The organism is Roseobacter sp. HKCCA0882 (genome assembly GCF_037805225.1).
GTDB lineage: Bacteria > Pseudomonadota > Alphaproteobacteria > Rhodobacterales > Rhodobacteraceae > M30B80.
The window spans coordinates 280,172-302,972 of record NZ_JBBLYI010000002.1 but is presented as its reverse complement, the minus strand read 5'-3'; the positions used below and the strand labels follow the sequence as shown (position 1 = coordinate 302,972).

At 50.5% G+C, this 22,801-nt stretch carries 22 protein-coding genes; 15 read left to right on the top strand and 7 right to left on the bottom strand.

Annotated features, from left to right (window positions below):
- The first annotated feature begins 89 nt into the window (after positions 1-89).
- The 4 genes from AAC622_RS09715 (at position 90) to pcaD (ending at position 3,993) form a co-directional block, all read left to right on the top strand.
- Entirely contained in the window at positions 90-611 is a 522-nt protein-coding gene (locus AAC622_RS09715; protein WP_340255123.1) for a TRAP transporter small permease, read from the top strand.
- Positions 612-625: 14 nt separating this feature from the next.
- Positions 626-1,942, top strand: coding sequence for a TRAP transporter large permease (locus AAC622_RS09710; RefSeq protein WP_340262042.1), 1,317 nt, complete (start codon positions 626-628; stop codon positions 1,940-1,942).
- 129 nt (positions 1,943-2,071) lie between these two features.
- Positions 2,072-3,178: an LLM class flavin-dependent oxidoreductase gene (locus AAC622_RS09705; RefSeq protein ID WP_340262040.1), complete on the top strand. Its 1,107-nt coding sequence runs from the start codon at positions 2,072-2,074 to the stop codon at positions 3,176-3,178.
- On the top strand, positions 3,178-3,993 hold the full coding sequence (gene pcaD, locus AAC622_RS09700) for a 3-oxoadipate enol-lactonase (protein WP_340262038.1): 816 nt from the start codon (positions 3,178-3,180) through the stop codon (positions 3,991-3,993). Before AAC622_RS09705 ends, pcaD begins: the two co-directional genes overlap by 1 nt.
- A 19-nt stretch (positions 3,994-4,012) precedes the next feature.
- Here the strand turns inward: pcaD and AAC622_RS09695 are convergent, their stop codons facing one another.
- Positions 4,013-5,026, bottom strand: coding sequence for a Gfo/Idh/MocA family protein (locus AAC622_RS09695; protein ID WP_340262035.1), 1,014 nt, complete (start codon positions 5,024-5,026; stop codon positions 4,013-4,015).
- Positions 5,027-5,091: 65 nt separating this feature from the next.
- Entirely contained in the window at positions 5,092-6,072 is a 981-nt protein-coding gene (locus tag AAC622_RS09690) for a LysR family transcriptional regulator (RefSeq protein WP_340262033.1), read from the bottom strand.
- A gap of 73 nt (positions 6,073-6,145) precedes the next feature.
- Here AAC622_RS09690 and AAC622_RS09685 point away from each other — a divergent pair, with 73 nt between their 5' ends.
- From AAC622_RS09685 to AAC622_RS09655, 7 genes are all read left to right on the top strand, one after another.
- The gene (locus AAC622_RS09685; RefSeq protein ID WP_340262031.1) at positions 6,146-6,637 is read left to right on the top strand and encodes a flavin reductase family protein; all 492 of its coding nucleotides are present in this window, start codon (positions 6,146-6,148) and stop codon (positions 6,635-6,637) included.
- A 216-nt stretch (positions 6,638-6,853) separates the two neighbouring features.
- Positions 6,854-7,018 carry a hypothetical protein gene (locus AAC622_RS09680; protein WP_340262029.1) on the top strand — a complete coding sequence of 55 codons (165 nt, stop codon included), beginning with the start codon at positions 6,854-6,856 and terminating at the stop codon, positions 7,016-7,018.
- Between the two features lie 321 nt (positions 7,019-7,339).
- The gene (locus AAC622_RS09675; protein ID WP_340263028.1) at positions 7,340-8,905 is read left to right on the top strand and encodes an ABC transporter substrate-binding protein; all 1,566 of its coding nucleotides are present in this window, start codon (positions 7,340-7,342) and stop codon (positions 8,903-8,905) included.
- A gap of 72 nt (positions 8,906-8,977) precedes the next feature.
- Positions 8,978-9,961: an ABC transporter permease gene (locus AAC622_RS09670; RefSeq protein WP_340262027.1), complete on the top strand. Its 984-nt coding sequence runs from the start codon at positions 8,978-8,980 to the stop codon at positions 9,959-9,961.
- A gap of 16 nt (positions 9,962-9,977) precedes the next feature.
- Complete coding sequence (locus AAC622_RS09665) at positions 9,978-10,895, top strand: ABC transporter permease (RefSeq protein ID WP_340263025.1); 918 nt, start codon at positions 9,978-9,980, stop codon at positions 10,893-10,895.
- The gene (locus AAC622_RS09660) at positions 10,895-11,884 is read left to right on the top strand and encodes an ABC transporter ATP-binding protein (protein WP_340262025.1); all 990 of its coding nucleotides are present in this window, start codon (positions 10,895-10,897) and stop codon (positions 11,882-11,884) included. The genes AAC622_RS09665 and AAC622_RS09660 overlap by 1 nt, the downstream gene beginning before the upstream one ends.
- On the top strand, positions 11,881-12,843 hold the full coding sequence (locus tag AAC622_RS09655; RefSeq protein WP_340262023.1) for an ABC transporter ATP-binding protein: 963 nt from the start codon (positions 11,881-11,883) through the stop codon (positions 12,841-12,843). Before AAC622_RS09660 ends, AAC622_RS09655 begins: the two co-directional genes overlap by 4 nt.
- A gap of 199 nt (positions 12,844-13,042) precedes the next feature.
- On the opposite strand, the gene xylB is transcribed toward AAC622_RS09655, so the two are convergent.
- Positions 13,043-14,491 carry a xylulokinase gene (xylB, locus tag AAC622_RS09650; RefSeq protein ID WP_340262021.1) on the bottom strand — a complete coding sequence of 483 codons (1,449 nt, stop codon included), beginning with the start codon at positions 14,489-14,491 and terminating at the stop codon, positions 13,043-13,045.
- Positions 14,492-14,839: 348 nt separating this feature from the next.
- Here xylB and AAC622_RS09645 point away from each other — a divergent pair, with 348 nt between their 5' ends.
- Positions 14,840-15,271 carry a DoxX family protein gene (locus AAC622_RS09645; RefSeq protein WP_340262019.1) on the top strand — a complete coding sequence of 144 codons (432 nt, stop codon included), beginning with the start codon at positions 14,840-14,842 and terminating at the stop codon, positions 15,269-15,271.
- Positions 15,272-15,323: 52 nt separating this feature from the next.
- Here AAC622_RS09645 and AAC622_RS09640 read toward each other — a convergent pair whose 3' ends face one another.
- From AAC622_RS09640 to AAC622_RS09630, 3 genes are read right to left on the bottom strand one after another with little or no spacing between them, the layout of a single operon-like run.
- Entirely contained in the window at positions 15,324-15,929 is a 606-nt protein-coding gene (locus tag AAC622_RS09640) for a 2-dehydro-3-deoxy-6-phosphogalactonate aldolase (protein ID WP_340262017.1), read from the bottom strand.
- Positions 15,926-16,834 (bottom strand): 2-dehydro-3-deoxygalactonokinase, encoded by a 909-nt coding sequence (locus AAC622_RS09635; protein WP_340262015.1) that lies wholly within the window; start codon positions 16,832-16,834, stop codon positions 15,926-15,928. The genes AAC622_RS09640 and AAC622_RS09635 overlap by 4 nt, the downstream gene beginning before the upstream one ends.
- A gap of 21 nt (positions 16,835-16,855) precedes the next feature.
- The gene (locus AAC622_RS09630) at positions 16,856-17,500 is read right to left on the bottom strand and encodes an SGNH/GDSL hydrolase family protein (protein ID WP_340262013.1); all 645 of its coding nucleotides are present in this window, start codon (positions 17,498-17,500) and stop codon (positions 16,856-16,858) included.
- 202 nt (positions 17,501-17,702) lie between these two features.
- Here AAC622_RS09630 and AAC622_RS09625 point away from each other — a divergent pair, with 202 nt between their 5' ends.
- From AAC622_RS09625 to AAC622_RS09615, 3 genes are all read left to right on the top strand, one after another.
- Positions 17,703-18,602 (top strand): glycerophosphodiester phosphodiesterase family protein, encoded by a 900-nt coding sequence (locus tag AAC622_RS09625; protein ID WP_340262011.1) that lies wholly within the window; start codon positions 17,703-17,705, stop codon positions 18,600-18,602.
- 252 nt (positions 18,603-18,854) lie between these two features.
- Entirely contained in the window at positions 18,855-20,255 is a 1,401-nt protein-coding gene (locus tag AAC622_RS09620) for a uracil-xanthine permease family protein (protein WP_340262009.1), read from the top strand.
- A gap of 141 nt (positions 20,256-20,396) precedes the next feature.
- Positions 20,397-21,911: a fused MFS/spermidine synthase gene (locus tag AAC622_RS09615; protein WP_340262006.1), complete on the top strand. Its 1,515-nt coding sequence runs from the start codon at positions 20,397-20,399 to the stop codon at positions 21,909-21,911.
- Here AAC622_RS09615 and AAC622_RS09610 read toward each other — a convergent pair.
- The gene (locus AAC622_RS09610; protein ID WP_340262004.1) at positions 21,908-22,762 is read right to left on the bottom strand and encodes a shikimate dehydrogenase family protein; all 855 of its coding nucleotides are present in this window, start codon (positions 22,760-22,762) and stop codon (positions 21,908-21,910) included. The two genes, AAC622_RS09615 and AAC622_RS09610, sit on opposite strands and share 4 nt — an antisense overlap.
- Positions 22,763-22,801 lie beyond the last annotated feature (39 nt).

Genomic DNA, 22,801 nt, shown 5'->3' with positions numbered 1-22,801 from the left:
TATCGCTCGCTAATTTATTTCTTGACCCAAATTCCTAATTAGATAGCCTTATCGCTATTGAGATGTGCAAGGGGAGGTGCGCAGGAAAGATGCTAAAGTCGGTTTCCGTTGCTAAAGCAATCCACCTAGTTTCATCTGTATGGGTCATTGGCCTGGCTGTACTCATCTTTATCGACGTAATGGGTAGAACTATTTTCAATCAGCCGTTGCCGGGGACTAAGGAGATTTTACAGAATTCGATCGTTTCCATTGCCTTTCTACAGATCCCGTTGGCGATATATTCAGGGTCAATGTTGCGTACCTCGATTTTCTCAGATGCGTTGCCTCCATTGGGGCGAAAAGTATTGAGAACCATTACCTGCTTACTTGGTTTTAGTGTGTTTATTGGCATTATTCAGAGTACGTATCCATCTTTCTGGGATGCGTATCGGATTGGCGAATATGAGGGCGAGGGAGCTCTGCGCGTGCCTACTTGGCCGGTTCGCGGGGTGGTCTTAGTAACATCTATCTTTGCGGCTTGGGCATATTTCTCAATGATGGTTTTGGATTGGCAAAACAAATTGGAATACGAGGCCGAGGCGCCTGGCGCGCTTCCACCACTAGAAGAATAAGGGGCTGAAGAGGCATGGGTGCAGATATTGTTCTTTGGATGCTGGCGCTGCTCGTGACCCTGATCGTAATGGGAGTACACATCGGAATAGCGTTGGCTTTGTGTTCAGGTCTCGGCGTTTGGCTAATGATCGGGAGCTTCGAGGCGGCTGTTTCTATCATGGGTAACACGGCATACGAGGCCGTGCGTAAAGACGTTTTTGCCGTAATCCCGCTATTCGTACTTATGGGTGACATAATTTCGAGATCTGGTGCTGCGGGAGATTTGTATCGAATATGCGATCGAGGTTTGAAGCGTTTGCCTGGACGCCTCGCGATTGCAACCATAGCCGGCAACACCGTATTCGCGGCGGTTACAGGTGTTTCCATAGCTGCTGCTGCAGCATTTTCTCGAATTGCATACCCTGAAATGAAAAAGCTTGGTTATAAAGATACTTTTTCTGTTGGAGCCGTTGCCGGTTCTGCGTGCTTAGGGATGCTGATCCCTCCATCAATCTTGCTGATCGTTTGGGCAATTCTAACGGAAATGAGCGTGGGTGCTTTATTCATAGCCGGAATAATTCCCGGTATTGTCTTGGCGTTATTGTTTTCCGGTTATGTAGTGACAGCCGCCAAGCTCAGGCCGCATGTAGCACCCTCATCCAATCAAGATTTGGTAATCCTAAGTTCTGAAGAGCGCAAACAAGAACTAATTGGAGGCCTAGGCATTGTTGGGCTTATTTTCTTGGTCATTGGTGGGCTTTGGTTTGGGTTATTCACTCCGACCGAGGCAGCGGGTTTTGGAGCTATCGGAGCTCTTGTAATCGGGCTGGTGAAAGGCATGAGAAAAGCTGAGCTGATGGATGCAATCTTACAAGCCGGTCGCACCACAGCACCGATAATGTTTTTGCTTATTACCGCCCAAATGTATTCGCGCCTTTTGGCTATGGGCGGGGCGGTTAACTTTATTCAGTCCATCTTTTTAGGTTTAGGTGCGGACCCGTGGATCATCTTGATGATAATGGCCGTTATTTGGATCATTCTTGGGATGTTGGTAGATAGTGTTTCCATAATTCTGCTAACCGTCCCGATTTTTGCTCCGCTGGCCATGGCTCTTGGTTTCAATCCAATAGCCTTTGCCATCTTTGGCATCTTGGTGATTGAAGCTGGTTTGTTAACGCCTCCATTCGGGCTTCTCGTTTACACTGTCAAAGGTGCTCTGCCAGATAAAACTGTTTCATTGGGGACTATCTTCAAAGGATCAGCGCCTTATTTTGTTCTAATTCTTGTCGCTGCTATGCTTGTTATTGCTATCCCCAGTCTCGCAACGTGGCTCCCGCAGGTTATGCTCTGACTAGACGCCAGCGCTTGCATCATTTTTTTTGATGAAAATACTCTGAAATTATAATTTTCCGAGGCGTATGTAGCGATCTATCTTAATAAAAAAGAGACACGTAGATTGCACTGACATGGAGTTGTGTTGATGGAACTTGGCTTTTTCACCATGCCTATTCACCCAATCGACAAGGATTGGAGGCAGTCAATTGCCGAAGATAGAGAAGCGTTTCTACTTGCTGATGAATTGGGTTTCGTGGAGGGATACGTTGGAGAGCATGTAACCGACGCCGCTGAAAACATTACCAGTTGTGCAGCGTTCGTCGCCTATTTGGCGGCTGCGACCAAAAACATTCGCTTGGGAACGGGCACTTTCAACATGCCGAACAATCATCCTGCCGCTATCGCTGCGCAGGCGGCAATGTTAGATCACATGCTTGATGGTAGGTTCAATCTCGGTATTTCTCCTGGGGGGCTAGCTTCTGATGCTGAAGTGTTTGGTAACTTGGACAAAGATCGCCCTGCGATGTTCCTAGAAAGTATCAATATGGTACTGAAAATTTGGGAAAGCGAGGCACCATATAATATCACTGGCGATTTTTGGAATATCAGTACAGAGCGGACTTCTATGACAGAGATAGGCCAGGGTATTATGCCGAAGCCGCTCCAAAAGCCACATCCCCCAATCGTTGTGACGGCAGTTGCACCATTTTCTAACGGTGTGACCGAAGCAGCTGCACGTGGTTGGGATCCCATAAGTGCAAACTTTCTAATGCCGCAATGGGTGGCTAGTCACTGGCCAAAGTACGTTGAAGGTTGCCAGCGTGCGGGGCGCGTGGCAGATCTGAAAAACTGGCGCGTTGCGAAGAGTATTTTTGTGGCAGATGATTTGGACACCGCTCGCAACTACGCAACGGATCCCAACGGACCATATTATTTTTATTACAAGCAGCTATACACTAAACTTAAGAAGCACGGTCGTATTAACCTTTTTAAAGAGTACAAGGACCAGCCGGATGATGAAGTCACTTTGCAAAGTGTTTTTGATAGGCTGGTTATTTGGGGCACGCCAGACAAAGTGGCCGACGAATTGCTCGAATTTCGTGAGCAGGTTGGAAGATTTGGCACACTGCTCTACGCAGGGAAGGATTGGGCCGATTTAGAATTATCACGCCGTTCCATGCGATTGCTAGCTGAGCAGGTTAAACCGCTAGTGAATACCGCCGAAGCCGGGTCTAGTAAGGCTGCAGAATAATGGAGACGGGTAGATATTTTGTTGAAACTGGGTTTGTTGAGACGCCTAAGTCGAAAATCAATTTCCGTATTGATGGCGCAGAAAGCAGTGATTGGATAATTCTTTCAAATTCACTGGGTGCAAACCTGAATATGTGGAATGATCAGATCCCGCTGCTGTCGTCAAAGTTTCGCGTATTGCGTTATGACACCAGAGGTCATGGTGGTAGCTCGACGCCAATTGGCCGTTATACATTTGACGATTTGTGTTTTGATGTGCTGCAGTTGATGGATCACTTTGAAATTGAGTCAGCGGTGTTCATGGGCTTGTCGATGGGAGGCATGACTGGCCTTGGTCTTGGTCTTCAGCTCCCGGAGCGCTTCAGTAAAATTGTGTGTGCCGATGGACGTGCTGACTCACCAGAAGTGTTCCGTAATATGTGGGACGATAGGATTGCTAGAGTTCAAGATGGTGGCCTTCAAGCCATAGTGGACGGTACAATAAAGTCATGGTTCACCTCAGATTGGGTGGAGCGAAATCCAAGCCGCGTCGCCGAGATCAAAGAAATGCTCCTATCCAACGATCCAGAAGGATATGTGAGTTGTTGCTATGCTCTCAAAGAGCTTGATTATCTCAAAGACTTGCCACGATTAACTGTGCCAGTTCTTTACGTTGGCGGTGATCAAGACAAAGGTGCTTCACCAGAGGTAATGTCTAATATGGCTGGAGCGACGCCTAACGCGACATACGTCAAGATTAGAGATGCTGCACATGTTGCAAACATAAATGCGCCAGAGCCGTTCAATGCGGCAATCGGAAATTTTTTAAACATTTAGGCAAGTTCATTCCAATAGATCATTCTAATTTAGTGGCATGCACCTTGACAGAAGTCTTAGTCTCGCTTGATTTTATGATCGCCTCGAGCACATCGATGTTATGCATAAGTTCAAATTCGCTGAACGGGTAATCTGCGTGGCCTAATATCGCTTGAAAGAAAGCTAGTAGGTTAGCTTTAACTGCATCTGACCACTGCAATTCTTCTTCGGTTTTTGAGCCAAGCTTGTCCAGTTTTTGTATTGAAACTATACCTCCTGGTGTATCTGGATGGCTCGAGTTTTTAACCTCGACCCACGCATCTGTACCGCTGACGAATGTACGTATGTAATTCGGTGTGTTCAAAATGGCCTGTAGCGTTGCTGTTGCTCCGCTTTCGAATTGAAAATGAACGCTCGTAAGGTCTCCAGTTTCCCAACCTAAAGAGCGGTCTGCAGTTATAGCGTGAACGGTTTCTACGGGCCCAAAGAACCATATCATGAGGTCCGTCAAGTGAATGCCCATCTGCGTCATCGCACCAGCTGGAGCGTACTGTTTTTTAGTGCGCCAGCTAGTCGTCGGTAGACTTGCGAGTTTTTGGTGGGAAAATGCAAATTCGCCATGCATCAGCGTGCCGAGCTGGCCAGACGTGATCATTTCCTTAATGATTTGGATGCCTGGCTCGAACCTCCGTTCATGACCAATGGCTAAAACAACGTTGTTCTGTTTACACGTAGCTATACTAAACTGTGCACCATTTGCTGTGAGAGAAAGTGGTTTCTCACAATACACATGGATACCTTTGTTCGCTGCTAGTGCAATCTGCTCGTCGTGTTTATCATTTGGTGACGTTAATATGACCGCGTCTATAGAATATTTAGATAAAGCATCTGCATAGTCATTTTCGTATTTGAGGCCTAAGCTTTCTACATGAGAACGTTTTTGAATGTCCGGTTCCACAACACATACGATTTTGGTTTCATCTAAATCTTTCAGTATCCGCGAGATGTGCTGACCCCACCAGCCAAAGCCTACTACTGCACAAGTTATCATCATGTCACCTCGCTGCTTATCATGATTAAACCATCGTACATCTAACGAGAGCGTTCACATAGTTTTCTCTAATGTAACTTTGAATTTTCCTGGAATTCGGAAATGATTTTTTTTGTTTGATATTTGATTTGTTCAGCCATTTTTTGAGCGGGTAGTGTGAAGGTTACATCATTCCTTTTGACCATGATGTAGTCTAACGGAATTGCCGGCTCGGTGATTTTGAGTGATTTTCGCATTCGTCCATCTAAATCTGCATGACAAATCGCTGAAGGTAATATTGCAACCCAATCAGACTGTGCGACCAACTCAATTGTGGCGAGCATCCCATCCATTTCTAACAGGTCGCTCACTTCGATTTGATAGCTATCAAGTAGCTTTTCAATTTGGATCCGTCTTACATTTTGATGCGATGGAACTATCAACTTTTTTTTCTTCAGGCTCGAAAGTGGTGCTGTTGAAAGGTGTGAGTATTCAGGAAACATTTTAGAATTGCACAATAACATTTCGTTGTCCTGAGCGATATATTCTGCATCCAGCCCTGGTCCAATTGGTCCTGCGGGGACGATAGCAAAGTCAATTTCTCCAGCCACAACTCGATTGATCAGGCTGCCTGAATACTCTTCCACTAATGAAATCTCCACCATAGGGGCAATAGTTTTAAACTGACTTAATGCCGCTTGAACGACAGATCTTGTGAGCGCTGGGATGATGCCAATTTTTAAAGAGCCCTGAAGCGTGTCTGCTCGTGCTGAAATTTTCTCTTCTGCCTCGACCAATGATTTTATGATTTTTCGTCCTTCATCATACAAAATTCGACCCTCTGCGGTCAGATTAAGTTGGTTTCTGGCGCGTTCCAAAACTTTCACCCCAAGACGCTCTTCTAATGTTTTGATCTGCATCGACATACCAGATTGGGTCGCGTTATCCCGAGCTGCGGCTCGTGAGAACGACTGTTCTTCGTAAACTGAGATTAAAGCTTTCAATGCTCTTATCGAGATTTTGGGGATTGGCATTTTTCTGGCATCGCTCTTTTTGATAATTTTTATCACAAAATATCATTTTTACTTATTTTTGGAAGCGCTAACTTAAAGCAAGAATAGGTCAACTCTAATGGTACTAGAAATGCTGGATACTGATCTCTCCCACTCGAAGCGACTAAGAAATACCTTTGGTGAGTTTGTTACTGGAGTTTGCGTCGTAACCTTATTGGACAACGATGGTTCACCCACTGGAGTAACGGTCAATTCTTTCTCATCCTTAAGCTTGGATCCTCCTCTTTGTGTATTCTCGCTTGGAAATTCGCAGGCAAGTCTGAGCTTGCTGGCAGAACAGAAAGAATTTGTTGTGAACGTGCTATCGGCGTCTCAGGAGGAGATTGCTTGGCAATTTGCGAAACCTAGTCGTAACAAGTTTGCGAATGTGAAATCTCGGCCATCGGTTGTGGTATGGCCTCCGAGTATTGATGGCAGTTTGGCTCATTTTGAGTGTGTCGTTAGCCAAGTTTTGGATGGTGGAGATCATAAACTCATTGTGGGTGCGGTCAGACATTTTTGGCAGGGAGCGGGTGATCCACTGGTTTTTCATCGCGGAAAAATGTCTAGCTTTGGCGGATAACAACGCTACTTCAACATTTGTGGCAAGTTTATCAGCCGACTTTCGAAGATGCTGAACTGTGAATTGGGAGCGTCATGTCAGCCGTGCGCGCGCCCTTGGGTTTAAAGATCACCGCATCGCGCGTCTCGCAGGCCCAATTGACGAGATCACAGGTCAGGATCAAACCATCGCCCGTGCAGTCGATGCCCTGATGAGCGCGCGCGCGATCCCCCCCAGATGCAGGGGCCGCTTGAGGCGGAAATTGGCAAAGAGGGCATTTTTGATTTGATTGCCACAGTAGGCTTTTACAGCACGCTTGGCTTTATCCTCAATTCTTTTCCCCCACCGCTTGATGAAGAAATTGCGCGTGAGCTGCGCAAAACTCCGTTTTGTGCGGTTTAAGGTATGAGATTGCTCCGAATCAGATATGTTTATTGAGTAGAGTTTTATTTTAACAAATAAAGGTTCGACATAAGCTTAATCCCGCCCCCGCAGCCACTTTTTCCGAATGTCTCAAACTACAGCTTCACTCATGTCTTCTGCTCTTTACCTTAGCCTGTAAGTTTAAATGAGGAAAAACAAATTGGCAGATGAGGTTTCTGATGAAATCCTTTGAGCGAAATCTCTTTTTATTGCATGTTGTCGTCCTAAAATCCTCTACGGGTGCTTTATAACAGGGAGAACAAAATGCAACTTACCCACTCTAAGAAAACGTTGCGAACTATGCTTCTTACTGCTGCAGTGTCAGCAGTAGCCATTTCGTCAGTCAGCGCGGAAACATTGCGTTGGGCGCGGTCAGGGGATTCATTGACGTTGGATCCGCATGCACAAAACGAGGGCCCGACTCATACTCTCGCCCATCAAATTTACGAACCACTTATAATACGCGATATGTCGGGGCAGTTTCAGGCTGCATTGGCTACTGACTGGGCGCCGTCCCCCGATGATCCAAATGTCTGGGTGTTCAATTTGCGTGAAGGTGTAACTTATCACGATGGCGCTGCCTTTACCGCTGAAGATGTTGTGTTCTCAATTGGACGAGCGCAGTCAGAAAATTCCAATATGAAAGAACTATTGAACTCAATTGTTGAAGTTCGTGCGGTTGACGACTTAACTGTTGAGATGGTTACGGATGGTCCAAATCCAATCCTACCATCGAACCTTACAAATCTTTTTATGATGGATAGTGGTTGGGCTGAATCAAATGGCGTTGTAGAAGTGCAGGACGTCGAAGGTGGAGAGACGACTTTTGCGGCTACGAACGCAAATGGCACTGGGGCTTACAAGCTTGTTAGCCGTGAACCCGATGTACGGACAGTTCTAACCCAAAACGAAAACTATTGGGGTATTGGGCAGTTCCCACTTGAAGTTACGGAAATCATTTACACACCTATTCAGAATGCTGCGACACGAGTAGCAGCGCTGTTGTCTGGGGAAGTCGATTTCATCCAAGATGTCCCCGTGCAAGACTTGGACCGTGTTGCAAACACGGATGGTCTTATCGTTAAGACGGCCCCACAAAACCGCGTAATTTTCTTTGGAATGAATATGGGGGCAGCGGACATTGCAAATGACAATGTTGATGGTGCCAACCCTCTTGCGGATGTCCGTGTTAGACGCGCAATGAATATGGCGATTAACCGTGATGCAATTCAACAAGTAGTTATGCGGGGTCAGTCGCAACCCGCTGGTATGATTGCTCCGCCATTTGTAAACGGCTGGACAGCAGAGATGGATGGTTCTGTCTCAACTGATATTGATGCTGCACGCGCTTTGATGGCCGAAGCGGGTTATGGCGACGGGTTTTCCATCCAGTTGGACTGCCCAAATGATCGCTACATCAATGATGAAGCGATTTGCCAAGCAGCCGTCGGCATGATGGCACAAATTGGCATCACCGTTAACTTGGACGCTAAGCCAAAGGCACAACACTTCCCACTCATTACAAATGGTGAAACCGATTTCTACATGTTGGGTTGGGGCGTTCCTACATATGACTCCGAGTATATCTTTAACTTCTTGACGCACACTCGTGGCGAAGACCGAGGCAGCTGGAACGGGACTGGCTATTCAAACCCTGAGATGGATGCCATGATCCAGAGCTTAGCGTCTGAAACTGACCTAAGCGCCCGAAATGCTACAATCCAAGCGATTTGGGACGATGTTCAAGAACAGCAGTTGTACCTACCAATACATCACCAGGTTCTTAACTGGGGTATGAGTGATGCAGTTGGTATTGACGTTAGCCCTGAAGATGATCCGAAGTTCAAATTCTTCACGATGAACTGATTGTAAATTACTGCCCCTCAATTAGAGGGGCAGTAACCCTTTTATCAATTTGTTCCATTGGGAAATTTTTTCATGCTGGCATACATCCTACGCCGGATATTTCAGTCTTTAATAGTGTTACTCGCTGTTGGCTTTGTTGCTTTTGCGATGTTCAGTTTCGTGGGAGACCCCGTGGATAACATGTTGGGTCAAGAACGCACGCAGGCTGATATTGAGCGCTTGCGCGAACAGCTTGGACTAGATCAGCCATTTATAGTGCAATATTGGCGCTTTTTGGAGCAAGCTGCTCAAGGAAATTTTGGCTTAAGTTATCGCCAAGGGCGGCCTGTTTCAGAAATTATCGCTGAAAGATTGCCTGCTACAGTGGAATTGGCACTCGTGTCAGGGTTCGTAGCCTTTATTGGTGGTGTTGGATTGGGAGTGTTCACCGCAATACGGAGACACGGTTTACTGCCGAGTTTTATTATGACAGCGTCGCTTGTCGGAGTGTCACTACCAACGTTCCTGATTGGAATTTTATTGATTTATATATTTTCTGTTGAGCTTGGTTGGCTTCCAAGTTTTGGCCGTGGTGAGGTCGTTGACCTCGGGGGATGGACCACAGGTTTCCTAACAGCCAGTGGTTTAAAAGCATTAATTCTTCCTGCCATTACGCTTGGTCTCTATCAAATGACGTTAATCATGCGTCTAGTTCGCACTGAGATGTTAGAAGTATTGCGCATGGACTATATACGCTTTGCACGAGCGCGTGGGTTGACCGAAAAAACAATTAATTTTCGGCACGCTCTGAAAAATACACTTGTGCCAGTCATCACAATAACTGGTCTCCAGCTAGGTAGTATCATCGCTTTTGCGATCATCACGGAAACTGTTTTTCAATGGCCGGGCGTGGGGCTGCTGTTCATCAACGCTGTTCAGTTTGTCGATATACCTGTCATGGCTGCTTATTTGATGATGATTTCCGTAATGTTTGTGGGAATTAATCTGATAGTCGATGTCCTTTATTTTGCCATTGATCCTCGTTTGCGGATTGAACGAAGCGTAGGGGGGCATTGAGTTGAGGCGCCCTAGGATTTTTGTAAAATTTTCTCAGGCTTTAAACAGTGATTTAGGTTGGTCATTCAGAAAAAATCCGGTGGCGATCATGTCATTTTTTGTGGTTGTGTCTTTGATAATGGGAGCGATATTTGCCCCATTATTAGCGCCTTATGATCCTTTTGACCCAGCCACCCTGAACTTGATGAATGGGTTTACGGGACCACTGACCCCTAACCAATTCACACAAGATGTTTTTGTTTTGGGGACTGATGATCAGGGTCGTGATGTCTTGTCCACCATTCTCTTTGGGATGCGAATATCTCTGTTTGTTGGGTTCTCGGCTGTTTTTCTGGCGATGATTTTGGGTGTAATTCTTGGTCTTTTAGCGGGTTATCTCGGCGGATGGCTGGATGCGGCTATCATGCGGCTTGCTGACGTACAGCTCACCTTTCCGTCTATTTTGGTTGCGATGTTGATTTTTGGTATCGCGAAAGGCGTCACGCCGGCGGAATTCCGTGATCAGGTAGCTATTTGGGTCCTCATTCTTGCCATTGGTCTGAGCGACTGGGTTCAATTTGCACGCGTGGTCCGCGGTGCTACTTTGGTTGAAAGGCAGAAGGAGTATGTTCAAGCGGCACAGCTCATCGGGCGAGCTAACTTAGCGGTGATGCTCAAACACATCCTGCCCAATGTTCTCAACCCCGTTTTGGTAATTGCCACAATTAGTTTGGCTTTGGCTATCATTGCCGAAGCTACTTTGAGTTTTTTGGGTGTGGGTGCTCCGCCTACTAAGCCGAGTTTGGGAACACTAATTCGTATCGGGCAAGAATATATGTTCTCTGGAGAATGGTGGATCTTGTTTTTCCCCGCGATCACTCTTTTGGCTCTCGCGCTATCAATAAATCTACTCGGTGATTGGTTGCGTGACGCTTTGAACCCGAGGTTGCGCTGATGGTGCAACCTGTCCTCTCCATAAAGAGCCTGGTTGTGGAAATTCCCACTCGGAAAGGTGTCCTCAGGCCAGTAGATCAGGTGAGTTATGACATTTTCCCAGGTGAAATTCTCGGTATCGTTGGCGAGTCCGGTGCAGGAAAGTCAATGACAGGGAACGCTGTGATTGGGTTGTTAGAGCGGCCGGCGCAAATTGTGTCAGGTAATGTGCTATTATCAGGGAACCCGATCCACAACTTATCAGCCTCTGAATTCCGTAAAATCAGGGGTAAAAAAATTGGTATGATCTTTCAGGATCCTTTGACTTCGTTAAACCCACTTTTAACTGTCGGAGAGCAACTGGTAGAAACCATCATTGAACATCTTGCGGTTTCGAAGAAAGAAGCGCAGGAGCGCGCCATCGCAGCCCTGGAAGAAGTTGGTATCCCTGCAGCGCGAGAGCGGATAGGTAGCTATCCCCACGAGTTCTCCGGCGGTATGAGGCAACGAGTGGTGATAGCTTTAGCATTATGCGCTGAGCCTGACTTAGTAATCGCAGATGAGCCGACTACGGCACTTGACGTGTCAGTTCAGGCTCAGATCATTGCACTTTTAAAGCGCTTGTGCCGAGAGCGTGGCGTCGGGGTTATGTTGGTTACGCATGACATGGGCGTAATTGCCGAGGCGGCAGATCGTGTAGCTGTCATGTATGCTGGAAGGTTGGCCGAGCTTGGCGCGGTGCGAGATGTGCTCACTGCCCCAAAGCATCCCTATACCTATGGGCTTATGGGCTCTACTCCGTTGGCAAGTAGAGGATTGAAACGGTTGAAGCAGATCCCTGGTTCAATGCCGCGGTTAGGAGCTTTACCAGAAGGCTGTGCCTTTTCACCAAGATGCGATTTTGCTCAGGAAGTTTGTAAAACCGGATCGTCTCCATTTATCGCAGACGAGGATGCTCAAGCAGCATGTTGGTTCCCATTGCAGCACACTAAATTACGGTCGTCAAAATGAGTGTGATTGTCCGAGCAAAAGCGTTAAGACGCCTCTTTGATGTCTCCAAGCCCTGGTTGAACCGTGTTGTCGAAAGGGAGCCAAAGGCTTTTTTAACGGCTGTTGCAGATGTAGATTTTGAAATTGAGGAAGGCTCAGTTTACGCGTTAGTTGGTGAGAGTGGTTCTGGGAAATCAACTATCGGCAAAATGGTTGTAGGGTTAACTAGTGCAACTGATGGGACCATTGAAATTGATGGCATCGCGATAACTGGCAATGATCAGAAAGCAAAAATTTCTGAGGCTCGACAAAAACTGCAGATGATTTTTCAAGATCCATACGCATCCTTGAATCCGCGTTGGAAAGTACGTGACATTATAGCAGAGCCTGCAAAATTGAGAGGCCTTGAGATCAAAGGTTTGCCCGAAAGGTTGCTGCAACAAGTCGGTTTATCACCAGAGGATGCAGATAAGTATCCACATGAGTTTTCGGGTGGACAGCGGCAACGCATTGGCATTGCACGTGCTCTTTCGTCTGAGCCTAAGGTGATCGTGTGTGATGAGCCTACTTCTGCGCTGGATGTATCAGTGCAAAGCCAAGTTTTGAACTTGATGTCGGATTTGCAAGAGCAACTGGGCCTCACATATTTATTTATTAGCCATGATCTTACTGTTGTGGAGCACATGGCGGATAAGATTGGTGTGTTATATTTGGGCGCTTTGGTTGAAGAGGCCCCAAAGGAAACTCTGTTCGCTTCACCTTTGCATCCTTACACGCGTATGCTGTTTGATGCTGCGCCAAGATTAGATGGGTTTGGGCGAGAAATTGATGTGCCCAAAGGCGAAATACCTGACCCGATTAATCCTCCGCCTGGCTGCTCCTTCCATCCACGGTGTCCACTTGCTACAAGCTTGTGCAAAACAGTTCGCCCTCAGATGCGTTTGATTGGAGATACGCGCGTTTCTTGCCATCATGTTTAGACTATGCTTGCACCATTTTATTCCGAGTTTTTGGTGCTTAACTGTGGTTCGACATAGGCTTAATCCCGCCCCCGCAGCCAATAAAATCACCGCCTGCTCGTATCGCGCTGATTGGTTTTGTCGCTTTGGCGGATGTGATGGCTTGTTCGCGTTTCCTGCCCTGTGCAATCCGCTCGCGGTTGGCAGAATTGCGCCTCCGTTACCGCAGTTTTTGCTGAACCGTTCGCAATGCGGGATATAAGGCGCGATATGCCTCAAGGCGTATCTGCGTGCTGTGATCCATTGCCCCTTTCGGTTTGAACCAATGACGGACAGTGGGGCGCTGCATCACTGCATCCATAGGTTTATCGCCGCATGCCACAAGCGCAAGCCGAGCGGCCCCAAGGGCAGGGCCCACAACGGCCTCATCGCTGCGACCTAGTGTAATCCCTGTCACATCTGCGATCATTTGCATCAACAAATCACTGCGGGTGCCCCCGCCAATGGCCAAGAGTGAGGTTGGGGCCGTGCCCGCTTTTGCAAAGGCCTCGGCCGCATCAGCAAAAGAAAAGGCGATCGCCTCAAGAACAGCGCGCATCAAGCTGCCTTGGCTCATGCCCTCGCCGAGATTGGCAAATCCCCCGCGAATTGTGGTGTCTCCATGCGGTGTGCGCTCCCCCGTCAGATAGGGCAGGAAGAGCGGGCCTGGCCGGGCCTCGACCGCTTCGGTCAAGAGAAGATCAATGGGGCGGTTTAACAGATCGGCCAGCCACGCCATCGGGCGTGCACCATTCAACATTGCGGCCATCTGAAACCAGTGATCAGGCACGGTATGGGCATAGGCGTGAATGCGGTTTTCGATATTTGGGCGATAGGCATCCGTGGTCACAAAAAGCTGCCCCGAGGTGCCAAGCGAGATAAATCCATCACCTGCTTGCACAGCACCAAGACCGACCGCCCCCGCCGCACCATCGCCTGCACCTGCCGCCACAGGAATGTCAGGCGTCAGACCCAGATCGGTGGCGATATCGGGCAAAAGCGTGCCAGCCACATCCGTGCCATGCATGACGTGGGGCAGCCAAGCAGGTTCGGTTGCGGTCAGCTCACAAAGCCGCGCAGACCAACACCGCGCGGCCTCGTCAAACCATGATGTGCCTGCGGCGTCTGATGGGTCGGTCACACACCCGCCATGCAGGCAGAGCCCGATATAATCTTTGGGCAACATCACATGGCGGATCTTGGCGTGGGCCTCGGGCTCATGACGTGACAACCACAAGATTTTTGGCGCCGTAAAACCCGGCATTGGCAAAACGCCTGCACGTTGCGCGGCTGACGGATCGGCCGCGATGATATCGGAACATTCAACATCTGCACGGGCGTCATTCCATAAAATCACGGGCCGCACAGGTTTATGCTGCGCGTCCAGCACAACGGCGCCATGCATCTGGCCAGATAGGCCAATTGCCTTGATGGCGGCACGAAGCGCGGGATCTAATGCCTTGATGCAGGCGCATGTTGCCTCCCACCAATCCTCGCAATTTTGCTCACTTGCCCCATCAAACGGATGCGAAATGGGCAAATCTTTGCTGCTTTGCGCGATCAGATTTCCCTCAGCATCAATGACACAAAGCTTAACAGCCGAAGTTCCCAAATCGATCCCAAGATACATCTTCGACATCCTTTTCCCACTGGCTGAATGCCCGCATCTGTGGATTTGAGCGTAAAAGGGGCATTTTTGAAATTTAACTCGTGTAAAGTTTTGTCGGTATTGCAGCGCAAGAGGCAAGAGTAAATCATCTGCCTCCGCCAGTAATTTGCCAGTCTGATGGCCAATCATTCAGCCACAAAGGCAATCCCATAGAAACCGCATCTCTTGAATGCAGGGATGACGGGCCCGTCACTCGCTGCATGCAAAAGGTCAGATATAATTTTTAAATCTGTAAAGCCCTCTGTCTGTGCGTATTTGCACAAAGCGCGTCAATTCCTTTGGAATATCCGACCGCTGAACTCTGTGTTTATGTCCGCGCCAAGCCGCGAATGGCTTTTGGAAAAGGATGGATATCTTATGCAGCAGCTTGAGAAATTTGCGCCGCTGATCGCGCGCGTGTTCATTGGTGGATTTTTCCTAATGGCAGGTCTGGGCAAGCTTGCCGATGTGCAAGGCTTTGCAGGCTATATCACGATGGGTGGTTTGCCGGCGTTCTTGGCGTGGCCTGCGATTATCTTCGAGATTTTGGTGGGGGCTTCCCTATTGGTGGGGTTCAAATTGCGTCTTGTCGCATTGGCAGGCGCGGCCTTCTGTGTTGTGACAGCAGTGCTGTATCACAACAATTTTTCCGATCAGATACAGATGATCATGCTCCTCAAGAACTTCTCTATCGCAGGTGCATTCTTGATGTTCTTCGCGCATGGCGCTGGGGCTTATGCCTTGGATAAAAACGCCGCCTGATGTTTGGCAAAAGGGGCGGGGGCATCTCCCCGCCCTGTCCCCTCAGATATTTTCACCCGAAGGCCGCATCATAGGCCGTCACGCACTCTTTCGCCAAATGGCCAACTTTGGTTGCGTCATAATCAGGTTTGAACAGGTGCGAACCAAGGCCAAAACCAGTGATCCCTGCGGCCCGCCACGCGGCAAAATCTGCGGGACCAACGCCACCCACAGCATAGGTTTCAACCGATTTCGGCAGAACGGCGGCTAGGGCCTTATAGCCATCCACCCCAAGCTTGAAGGCAGGAAAGAGTTTCAACCCGTCTGCGCCGTGCCGCAATGCGGTCAAGCATTCGGTCGCAGTAAATGCACCCGGATAAGACAGCATCCCTTGTGCCTTTGTGGCTTCAATCACCGCGGAGTTTGTATCGGGTGATACCACCATTTTCGCACCGATCTGCGCCAAGCGATCAACGGCTGCTACGTCTAGGACGGTGCCGGCGCCGATAAGGGCGCGCCCCTGTGCATGGGCAACCATGGCTGCGATACTGTCAAACGGGTCTGGCGAGTTTAACGGCACTTCGATCCGAGTGATCCCTGCCGCAATCAGTGCATCCGTTATGGAGAGCGCAGTCTCAGGCCGAAGGCCCCGTAAAATGGCAATAATGTTGCGGCTCATTCTGCGGCCTCTAAAAAGGATTTATACGCGGCCTTTAACCCGCTCAGGGCCATGCCCTCGCCAGAAATTTTGATGACACTTGCCCCTTGGGCGGTAAGGGCCTCGTGATAGGCATCCGCAATGCCGCCTGTCCCAATCACACGGATATCTTGGCCCAGCCAATAGGGTTTGGCGCCCGCCAATTCCTGACCGATCAACAGACCAGATAGGCGCGCGCGGGCCGCATTCGTGTCAGCCCCATGGAGCAACCCCTCGGCGCGGATGGAAAAGAGGTTGGCCGCCACCAATGCAGGATGGGCGATTGCCTCATCCAAAGCGGCAAGAAAGGTGGCGCTGTCCCAGCCCCCGCCGCCCACGGAATGGCGCAGAACCGAGGCCTGCTCTAACAGGCCGAACAATTCCCCTGTCATGAAGGTGCGGAAGCTGACGATCTCGCCCACGCTGATCTGCACCCATTTGCAATGCGTGCCAGGCAGGCAAAGGATGCCATCAAAATTTGGATACTCGTCTAAAAACCCCGCGATTTGCGTCTCTTCTCCGCGCATTACATCTGCGGGACGCTCTTGCTTGATCCCAGGAATAATATGGGCGGCCAAGCGGGGGTCTGTGGTATCCACTTTGACGGCTGCGGCGACAGAGGGCGGGGGGCAAGGGGTCGCGACATAGGGCGCTTCTGCCCATCCTTGGCGTGCGCCCGCCATGCCGCATATCAAAGCCGTAGTTTTTTCAGATGCGGGCAAAAGATCGTCCGCCAATTCTACGAGGGCGGCCTCGAACCCGTCAGGGCGAAGGTTGCTCATACCATCGGAGGAGTGGCGCTGCGCCAAAACCGATCCTTCGGCGTTGATCCACCAAATGCGCAGATGCGATGTGCCCCAATCTACAGCCAACCAATTCGATGTCATCGCGTCTCTCTTATCCGATAGTCAGTTTTGAATGGCTGCGAAAATCAGCTCAGCAATGCGAGGCATTTGCGTGGCCTCATAGTGGATGCCATCCACGGGTGAAACCGTCACAGCGCCTGTGAGATCGACCAAATCCACGCCCTCGCGTGCTGCCATCTCGGCCATGGCGGGGGACAGGCCCACTGATTTTGCAGCGCCGCCACGGAACATTTCCGCCAAAACCCCCCGTTCCTCAATCTGTGGGGGGCAGACAACAATCACCCGCGGGACACCACGCGCAGGCCCGCAGCCAGAGGCGCGGATGATACGCACGAGTTTACCCACAGATTGCGCAATATCGAAAGCATTGACGCAAAAGCGCGGCTTGAGGTCATTGGTGCCAAGTTTCACCACCACCGTATCAATTGGGCTGTGGCTTTCTAAAATCCCCAGTAACGCGGCCGCGCCATTCTTATGCGGCCCTTCCACTGGGTCATCATGCAAAGTCGTGCGCCCGGGCAAGCCTTCATCAATCACGCGCCATGTGGCCCCAAGTTTTTGCGCCAAAAGGGTCGGCCATCTTTGCGCAAGGGGATAGCGCTCTGGCTGCCCAAGCACAGTTAAAGGCACAGTGCCATGGGTATTGGAATCGCCAAAAAGCAAAAGGGTTTTGGGGTCTTGTTCCATCTCGTCCCTTTCCCGACTGGCCCTTAGACCAAGGGCACAAATGGCACGCCACAGCCTGCAAGGATGATACAGGCCAACAGAATGCGATAATGGGTCATGTGATCGTTACTTTCTTGTTCTACTGCGCGAAACAATAAGCGCCACTTGGCTGATTGCAAGCAATGGCTGCGGGGTGCTAGGCAATACGTAGACGTTACAGGAAATGTCAGGGCGCGTGATGGGCGATGCGGCGGCAGATTTTCGCAAATTGTCAGGGCTGATCCGTATCGTTGGCCATCGGGGCGCGCGCGGGGTGTTTCCCGAAAATACAATGCTTGGTTTTGATTATGCGCTGGCCGCAGGTGTGCCGTTGCTTGAATTTGACGTGGTGCTGACGGGCGATGACATCCCCGTCATTACGCATAATCCCACGCTGCACGCCGCAACTTTTCGGGACGAAACAGGACAGTTCATCACAAATGAGATGCCAATCCGTGATTTGAGCTATACAAACCTCTGTCGCTATGAGGTTGGTAAAATTGATGGGCAGAGCGCTTATGGCGCGGCCTTTCCTGATCAGGCGCAGGTTGATGGGTTACAAGTGCCACGATTGGCCGATTTATGCGCCCTCATTTCGCGGCCTGAACACGCCGCGGCGCGTCTGCTTCTGGAGATGAAATCTGATCCCGTGCTTGCCCAAGATACCGCCGTGCGGGCGCATTTTGTTGCGGCAGTTTTGGATGTGATCCGTAGCACCCATGTGATCGGGCAGACCGTCTTGCACAGTTTTGATTGGGCCATTTTGGCGGAGTGTAAGGCACAAGTGCCAGAAATCCCGCGGTCTTATTTGTCGATTTCATCCGAGCCCCAGTTTCAATTGCCGCCCGATATTCCCGCTCATATTAAGGCGGAAGGCGGCGCGCTATGGTGCCCGCATTTCGCGGATATCACCGCAGCAGATGTGGCCTATGCGCAAAGCCTAGATTTGGGCGTTGTTGTTTGGACCGTAAATCAAACCGTAGATATCGATCGCATGATTGATTTTGGGGTGGATGCGATCTGTTCTGACTATCCCGCCCGCGTGCAGCGCCGCTTGTCGGATAGGGGTTTGCGCTGGCAGTAAGGCCGAAAGCGAAATTTTCTCAATGATTTCAGCGCAAAAACCTGTGCCAGACCTTGTTTGTGACAGCTTTTTGTTTTTTTTGAAAATAAATCTTCAGTTTCTGATTTAGCCTGCGATTTGAGCCATGACTTTTGGGTCATGGTCTGTCGTTCCGTCCACAGGTCGGGCGGCGCTAAGCGCGAAGCGCGAACATTCGATGAGAATTTGTCGGAGGAGGAGCCGCCAAAGCATCGAAAAGGGAGGGACTAGAAGATGTCAGACGCATCAATTGGAACGCCAGAGCAGCTGCGCGATCCGAATTACACGCCGCCTTTGACTCAGGCGGTGCCACTTGGAATTCAACACGTTTTGGCGATGTTTGTCTCGAATGTGACACCCGCCATCATTGTTTGCGGTGCGGCTGGGTTTGGCTTTGGCTCAAACAGCCCTGATTTTCCGCAGATGATCTATATGATCCAAATGTCGATGTTCTTCGCGGGCATCGCCACTTTGTTCCAAACCATTGGATTTGGCCCTGTTGGCGCGCGGCTGCCGATTGTCCAAGGAACGAGCTTTGCCTTTATTCCGATCATGATCCCCTTGGTCGCCGGCAAGGGCGTTGACGCGATTGCCGTTTTGATGGGCGGCATTTTGGTCGGCGGTTTGTTCCATGCCTTCTTAGGCCTGTTCATTGGCCGCTTGCGCTTTGCCTTGCCGCCCTTGGTGACGGGCCTTGTTGTCACGATGATTGGTTTGGCACTTGTTAAGGTTGGCATCCAATATGCTGCGGGCGGTGTGCCTGCAATTGGAACCGAGGAATACGGCTCTAGTCTGAACTGGCTCATGGCGGGCACAGTGATCCTTGTGACCTTGGGGCTGAAATTCTTTGCGCGTGGGATGCTGTCTGTCTCGGCCGTTTTGGTTGGCCTTTTGGCGGGCTACGCGGTGGCCTTGGCCTTGGGGCAAGTGAATTTGGGCAATGTTGGCCGTGCAGCAAGCTTTGCGATGCCAAACCCGCTCCACTTTGGGTTAGAGTTTTCGGTCGCCGCAATCATCGGCTTTTGTGCCATGTCCTTTGTTTCCGCCGTGGAAACAGTGGGCGATGTGTCAGGGATCACCAAAGGTGGTGCGAACCGCGAAGCGACCGATAAGGAAATCCAAGGCGCGACTTTTGCCGATGGTCTGGGCACGGCTGTGTCTGGCTTGTTCGGGGCATTGCCGAACACATCCTTCTCACAGAATGTGGGCCTGATTGCGATGACGGGCGTGATGAGCCGCGCGGTTGTCACGATCGGCGCAATATTCCTTATTCTTTGTGGCTTGGTGCCAAAGGTGGGCGCGGTGATTTCCTCTGTGCCGATTGAGGTTTTGGGCGGTGGTGTGATCGTCATGTTCGGCATGGTTGTGGCTGCAGGCATCTCGATGCTGTCTGATGTGAATTGGAACCGCCGCAATATGGTGATTTTTGCGATTGCCTTGTCCTTGGGGCTTGGTTTGCAGCTTGAACCTGACGCACTGCAATATCTGCCAAGCACGATGAAAATCTTGGCCACCTCGGGCATTTTGCCTGCGGCCCTCATCGCGATTATCTTAAACCTCGTGCTGCCCGCAGAACTCAGTGCGGAATCCACGGAAGAGGTTTCTGGCGGCATGTCGGGAAAGAGCTCAAAATAAGCTCACAGGTGAGCATGACTTAAAACCCGAAGCGGCAGGGGAAACCTTGCCGCTTTTGCTTTATCTGGCTTGTGCCTTTGCGGGGCTGGTGTAAATTTTCCTCGATGGCGCGACAGTCAGTCTCAAGCGAGGTGCGATCGGGTGGCAGGCACAGGAAAATACCTTTGGATCATGGTTGTGCTGCAGGCGGCGATTTCTGCATCCAGCCTTGTGGTGGAAATTGTCGCAGGCCGCATGATTGCGCCTTATGTCGGGATGAGCCTTTATACATGGACAGCCATTATTGCGGTTGTTCTTGCGGGCTTTTCCGTGGGTCATTGGTGGGGCGGTCGCATCGCTGCGCATGACAGTCAAAATGCATTGCGCCAAACCGCATGGACAATGGTTGCCGCCGCTTTGACCACCGCTGCGGCAAGTCTGATGTTGCGCGGATTTGCAGGGCCGCTGATTGAGGCCTTCAGCCATCCCCTCGCCGCCATCACCGCCCTAAGCATGGTCGCGTTTTTCTTGCCGTCGATATTTGCGGGCATCCCTGCGCCTGTTTTGACAGTTGTTGCAATGCGCGGTCACAGCCAGTCTGAACGCGTCTTGGGGGTTATGTTTGCAACTGGGGCCATTGGGGCGATTTTCGGCACTTTGCTTGCGGGGTTTTTCTTTGTTCCGCGCTTAGGTTCGATGACCACCTTGATGGTCATTGCTGTGATTTATGCGCTTGGGGCGGTTGTCTGCTTTGCGTTGGCAAGGGTTGCAGGGCGGGATCTGGGTATAGGCATCGCTGCATGTCTTGCGCTTGTGGGGCTCGGCTATCAGACCCTCAGCCTGCCAGCGATTTGTGACGAGGAAAGCAAGTATTTCTGTATTCGCACAGTCACTCTATCTGATGCCGAGGGCGCACGCATTCATCTGATGGTTTTGGATCACCTTGCCCATGGCATCAGCGGCGAGGCGGAACCGCGCTTGATGCAAACCGATCATACTGCGATGTTGGACGCGCTGCCCCGTATGCGGATGGGGGCAAAGGATTTCTCATCCTTCCATATCGGCGGCGGATCATTTTCTGTCCCGCGAGGATGGGCCGCGCATGGTTTAGGGCAAATCACAGTTGCTGAGATAGACCCCGCGGTCACGCAGGTGGCGATTGATGATTTCTGGCTTCCTGCAGATCAGGTCACAGTGCTGCACGAGGACGCGCGTATGGCGCTGCGCAACACCCCCACGCGCTTTGATGTGATCATTGGGGATGCCTTTACCGATATTGCTGTGCCAGAACATTTGATCACAAAGGAATTTTTTGAATTGGTTGCAAGCCGCCTTACAGATGGCGGGGTTTTCGCGATGAACCTAATCGACAGTGTTGACCGCATGGATGCCTTGGCGGCGATGATCGTGACCTTGCAGGCTGTGTTTCCAAAAGTCGAAGTCTGGACAGAGGCGCGCGGGCCAAGCCAAGGTGAGCGGCGGGTTTTTGTTCTTCTGTGTGGAGAAAGAACAAGCCCTGTCTCTCACTTCGCGGCCTGGGGGCCTGATCCAATGATCTTTCAACCCTTAGCTGATGCCTTTGTGGCGCAGATTGTGGCTGATAAGCAGCCGCGCGTCCTGACAGATGACTATGCGCCTATTAGCGCGCTGATCGGGTTTGAGCCAATCTTGAATTAGGCTTGCAACAGCGCTGTGCGCAACGCGGCTTCATCCACGCTGCCGCCAGAAAAATGCGCCCATGCGTGCACGCCTTGATAAAAGAACAGTTCCCACCCAGAAATGATTTCCAGACCAAGAGCCGCTGCATCTTTGAGGAATGGGGTTTCAAGTGGGGTATAAACCGCATCAAACACCCATTTTGCCTCTCGCATAAGCGCTTCAGGCATCGGGGTGCCGCCATAGCCAACCATGCCAATGGGCGTTGCATTTGCAAGGCCTGTGACCTCATGCGGCAGCTTGGATATCTCGCGCATCGTTGTGACCCGTAATGCGGGAAATCCACGCGCCAGATCACGCTTTAGGCCATCGGCCTTGGCCAAATCTGTATCAACCAGATGCAACGCACTCGCTCCTAGATCGGCAAGGCCAAAAGCAATCGCACGCCCCACCCCACCTGATCCGATAATCAGAACCTCGCTTGGTGCGTCAGCGCCCCGGGTGGCCTGATAGGCGGCCTTAAAGCCCGTGTAATCCGTGTTATAGCCAACGGGCCCATGGGCAGTGAAAAGAACGGTGTTCACTGCTCCGACAGCTTCCAACACGGGATCGGCCAGTTTCAAAAGCGGAACCACTTTTTCCTTGTAGGGATATGTGATGTTCAGGCCCGAATAGCCTCCGATTTGCGCGGCATCGAAGACCTCAAGAAAGGTTTCCTCGCGTTCAGGGGGAATCAAGAGATCATAGCTGACCGCGCGGGCGTTCAGTCGGCCTGCAATTTTGTGCAAACGTGGGGCACTGGATTGTTTGATATTGTCACCGATCAGCCCCAATTTTAGTGGGGCTTGGCTCTGGGTGGGGCTTAAAGACATATCGCTTGGTCTTTCTGTTCGCGCTTAATTTTTGCCATC

Bases quoted from the DNA above. Each gene is read 5' to 3' on its own strand.
- AAC622_RS09635 (WP_340262015.1), bottom strand. From the start codon at position 16,834: ATGACATCGAATTGGTTGGCTGTAGATTGGGGCACATCGCATCTGCGC.
- AAC622_RS09645 (WP_340262019.1), top strand. From the start codon at position 14,840: ATGTCCGCGCCAAGCCGCGAATGGCTTTTGGAAAAGGATGGATATCTT.
- AAC622_RS09655 (WP_340262023.1), top strand. From the start codon at position 11,881: ATGAGTGTGATTGTCCGAGCAAAAGCGTTAAGACGCCTCTTTGATGTC.
- AAC622_RS09670 (WP_340262027.1), top strand. From the start codon at position 8,978: ATGCTGGCATACATCCTACGCCGGATATTTCAGTCTTTAATAGTGTTA.
- xylB (WP_340262021.1), bottom strand. From the start codon at position 14,491: ATGTATCTTGGGATCGATTTGGGAACTTCGGCTGTTAAGCTTTGTGTC.
- pcaD (WP_340262038.1), top strand. From the start codon at position 3,178: ATGGAGACGGGTAGATATTTTGTTGAAACTGGGTTTGTTGAGACGCCT.
- AAC622_RS09625 (WP_340262011.1), top strand. From the start codon at position 17,703: ATGTCAGGGCGCGTGATGGGCGATGCGGCGGCAGATTTTCGCAAATTG.
- AAC622_RS09705 (WP_340262040.1), top strand. From the start codon at position 2,072: ATGGAACTTGGCTTTTTCACCATGCCTATTCACCCAATCGACAAGGAT.
- AAC622_RS09710 (WP_340262042.1), top strand. From the start codon at position 626: ATGGGTGCAGATATTGTTCTTTGGATGCTGGCGCTGCTCGTGACCCTG.
- AAC622_RS09685 (WP_340262031.1), top strand. From the start codon at position 6,146: ATGCTGGATACTGATCTCTCCCACTCGAAGCGACTAAGAAATACCTTT.
- AAC622_RS09660 (WP_340262025.1), top strand. From the start codon at position 10,895: ATGGTGCAACCTGTCCTCTCCATAAAGAGCCTGGTTGTGGAAATTCCC.
- AAC622_RS09715 (WP_340255123.1), top strand. From the start codon at position 90: ATGCTAAAGTCGGTTTCCGTTGCTAAAGCAATCCACCTAGTTTCATCT.
- AAC622_RS09640 (WP_340262017.1), bottom strand. From the start codon at position 15,929: ATGAGCCGCAACATTATTGCCATTTTACGGGGCCTTCGGCCTGAGACT.
- AAC622_RS09675 (WP_340263028.1), top strand. From the start codon at position 7,340: ATGCTTCTTACTGCTGCAGTGTCAGCAGTAGCCATTTCGTCAGTCAGC.
- AAC622_RS09620 (WP_340262009.1), top strand. From the start codon at position 18,855: ATGTCAGACGCATCAATTGGAACGCCAGAGCAGCTGCGCGATCCGAAT.
- AAC622_RS09610 (WP_340262004.1), bottom strand. From the start codon at position 22,762: ATGTCTTTAAGCCCCACCCAGAGCCAAGCCCCACTAAAATTGGGGCTG.
- AAC622_RS09630 (WP_340262013.1), bottom strand. From the start codon at position 17,500: ATGGAACAAGACCCCAAAACCCTTTTGCTTTTTGGCGATTCCAATACC.
- AAC622_RS09695 (WP_340262035.1), bottom strand. From the start codon at position 5,026: ATGATGATAACTTGTGCAGTAGTAGGCTTTGGCTGGTGGGGTCAGCAC.
- AAC622_RS09680 (WP_340262029.1), top strand. From the start codon at position 6,854: ATGCAGGGGCCGCTTGAGGCGGAAATTGGCAAAGAGGGCATTTTTGAT.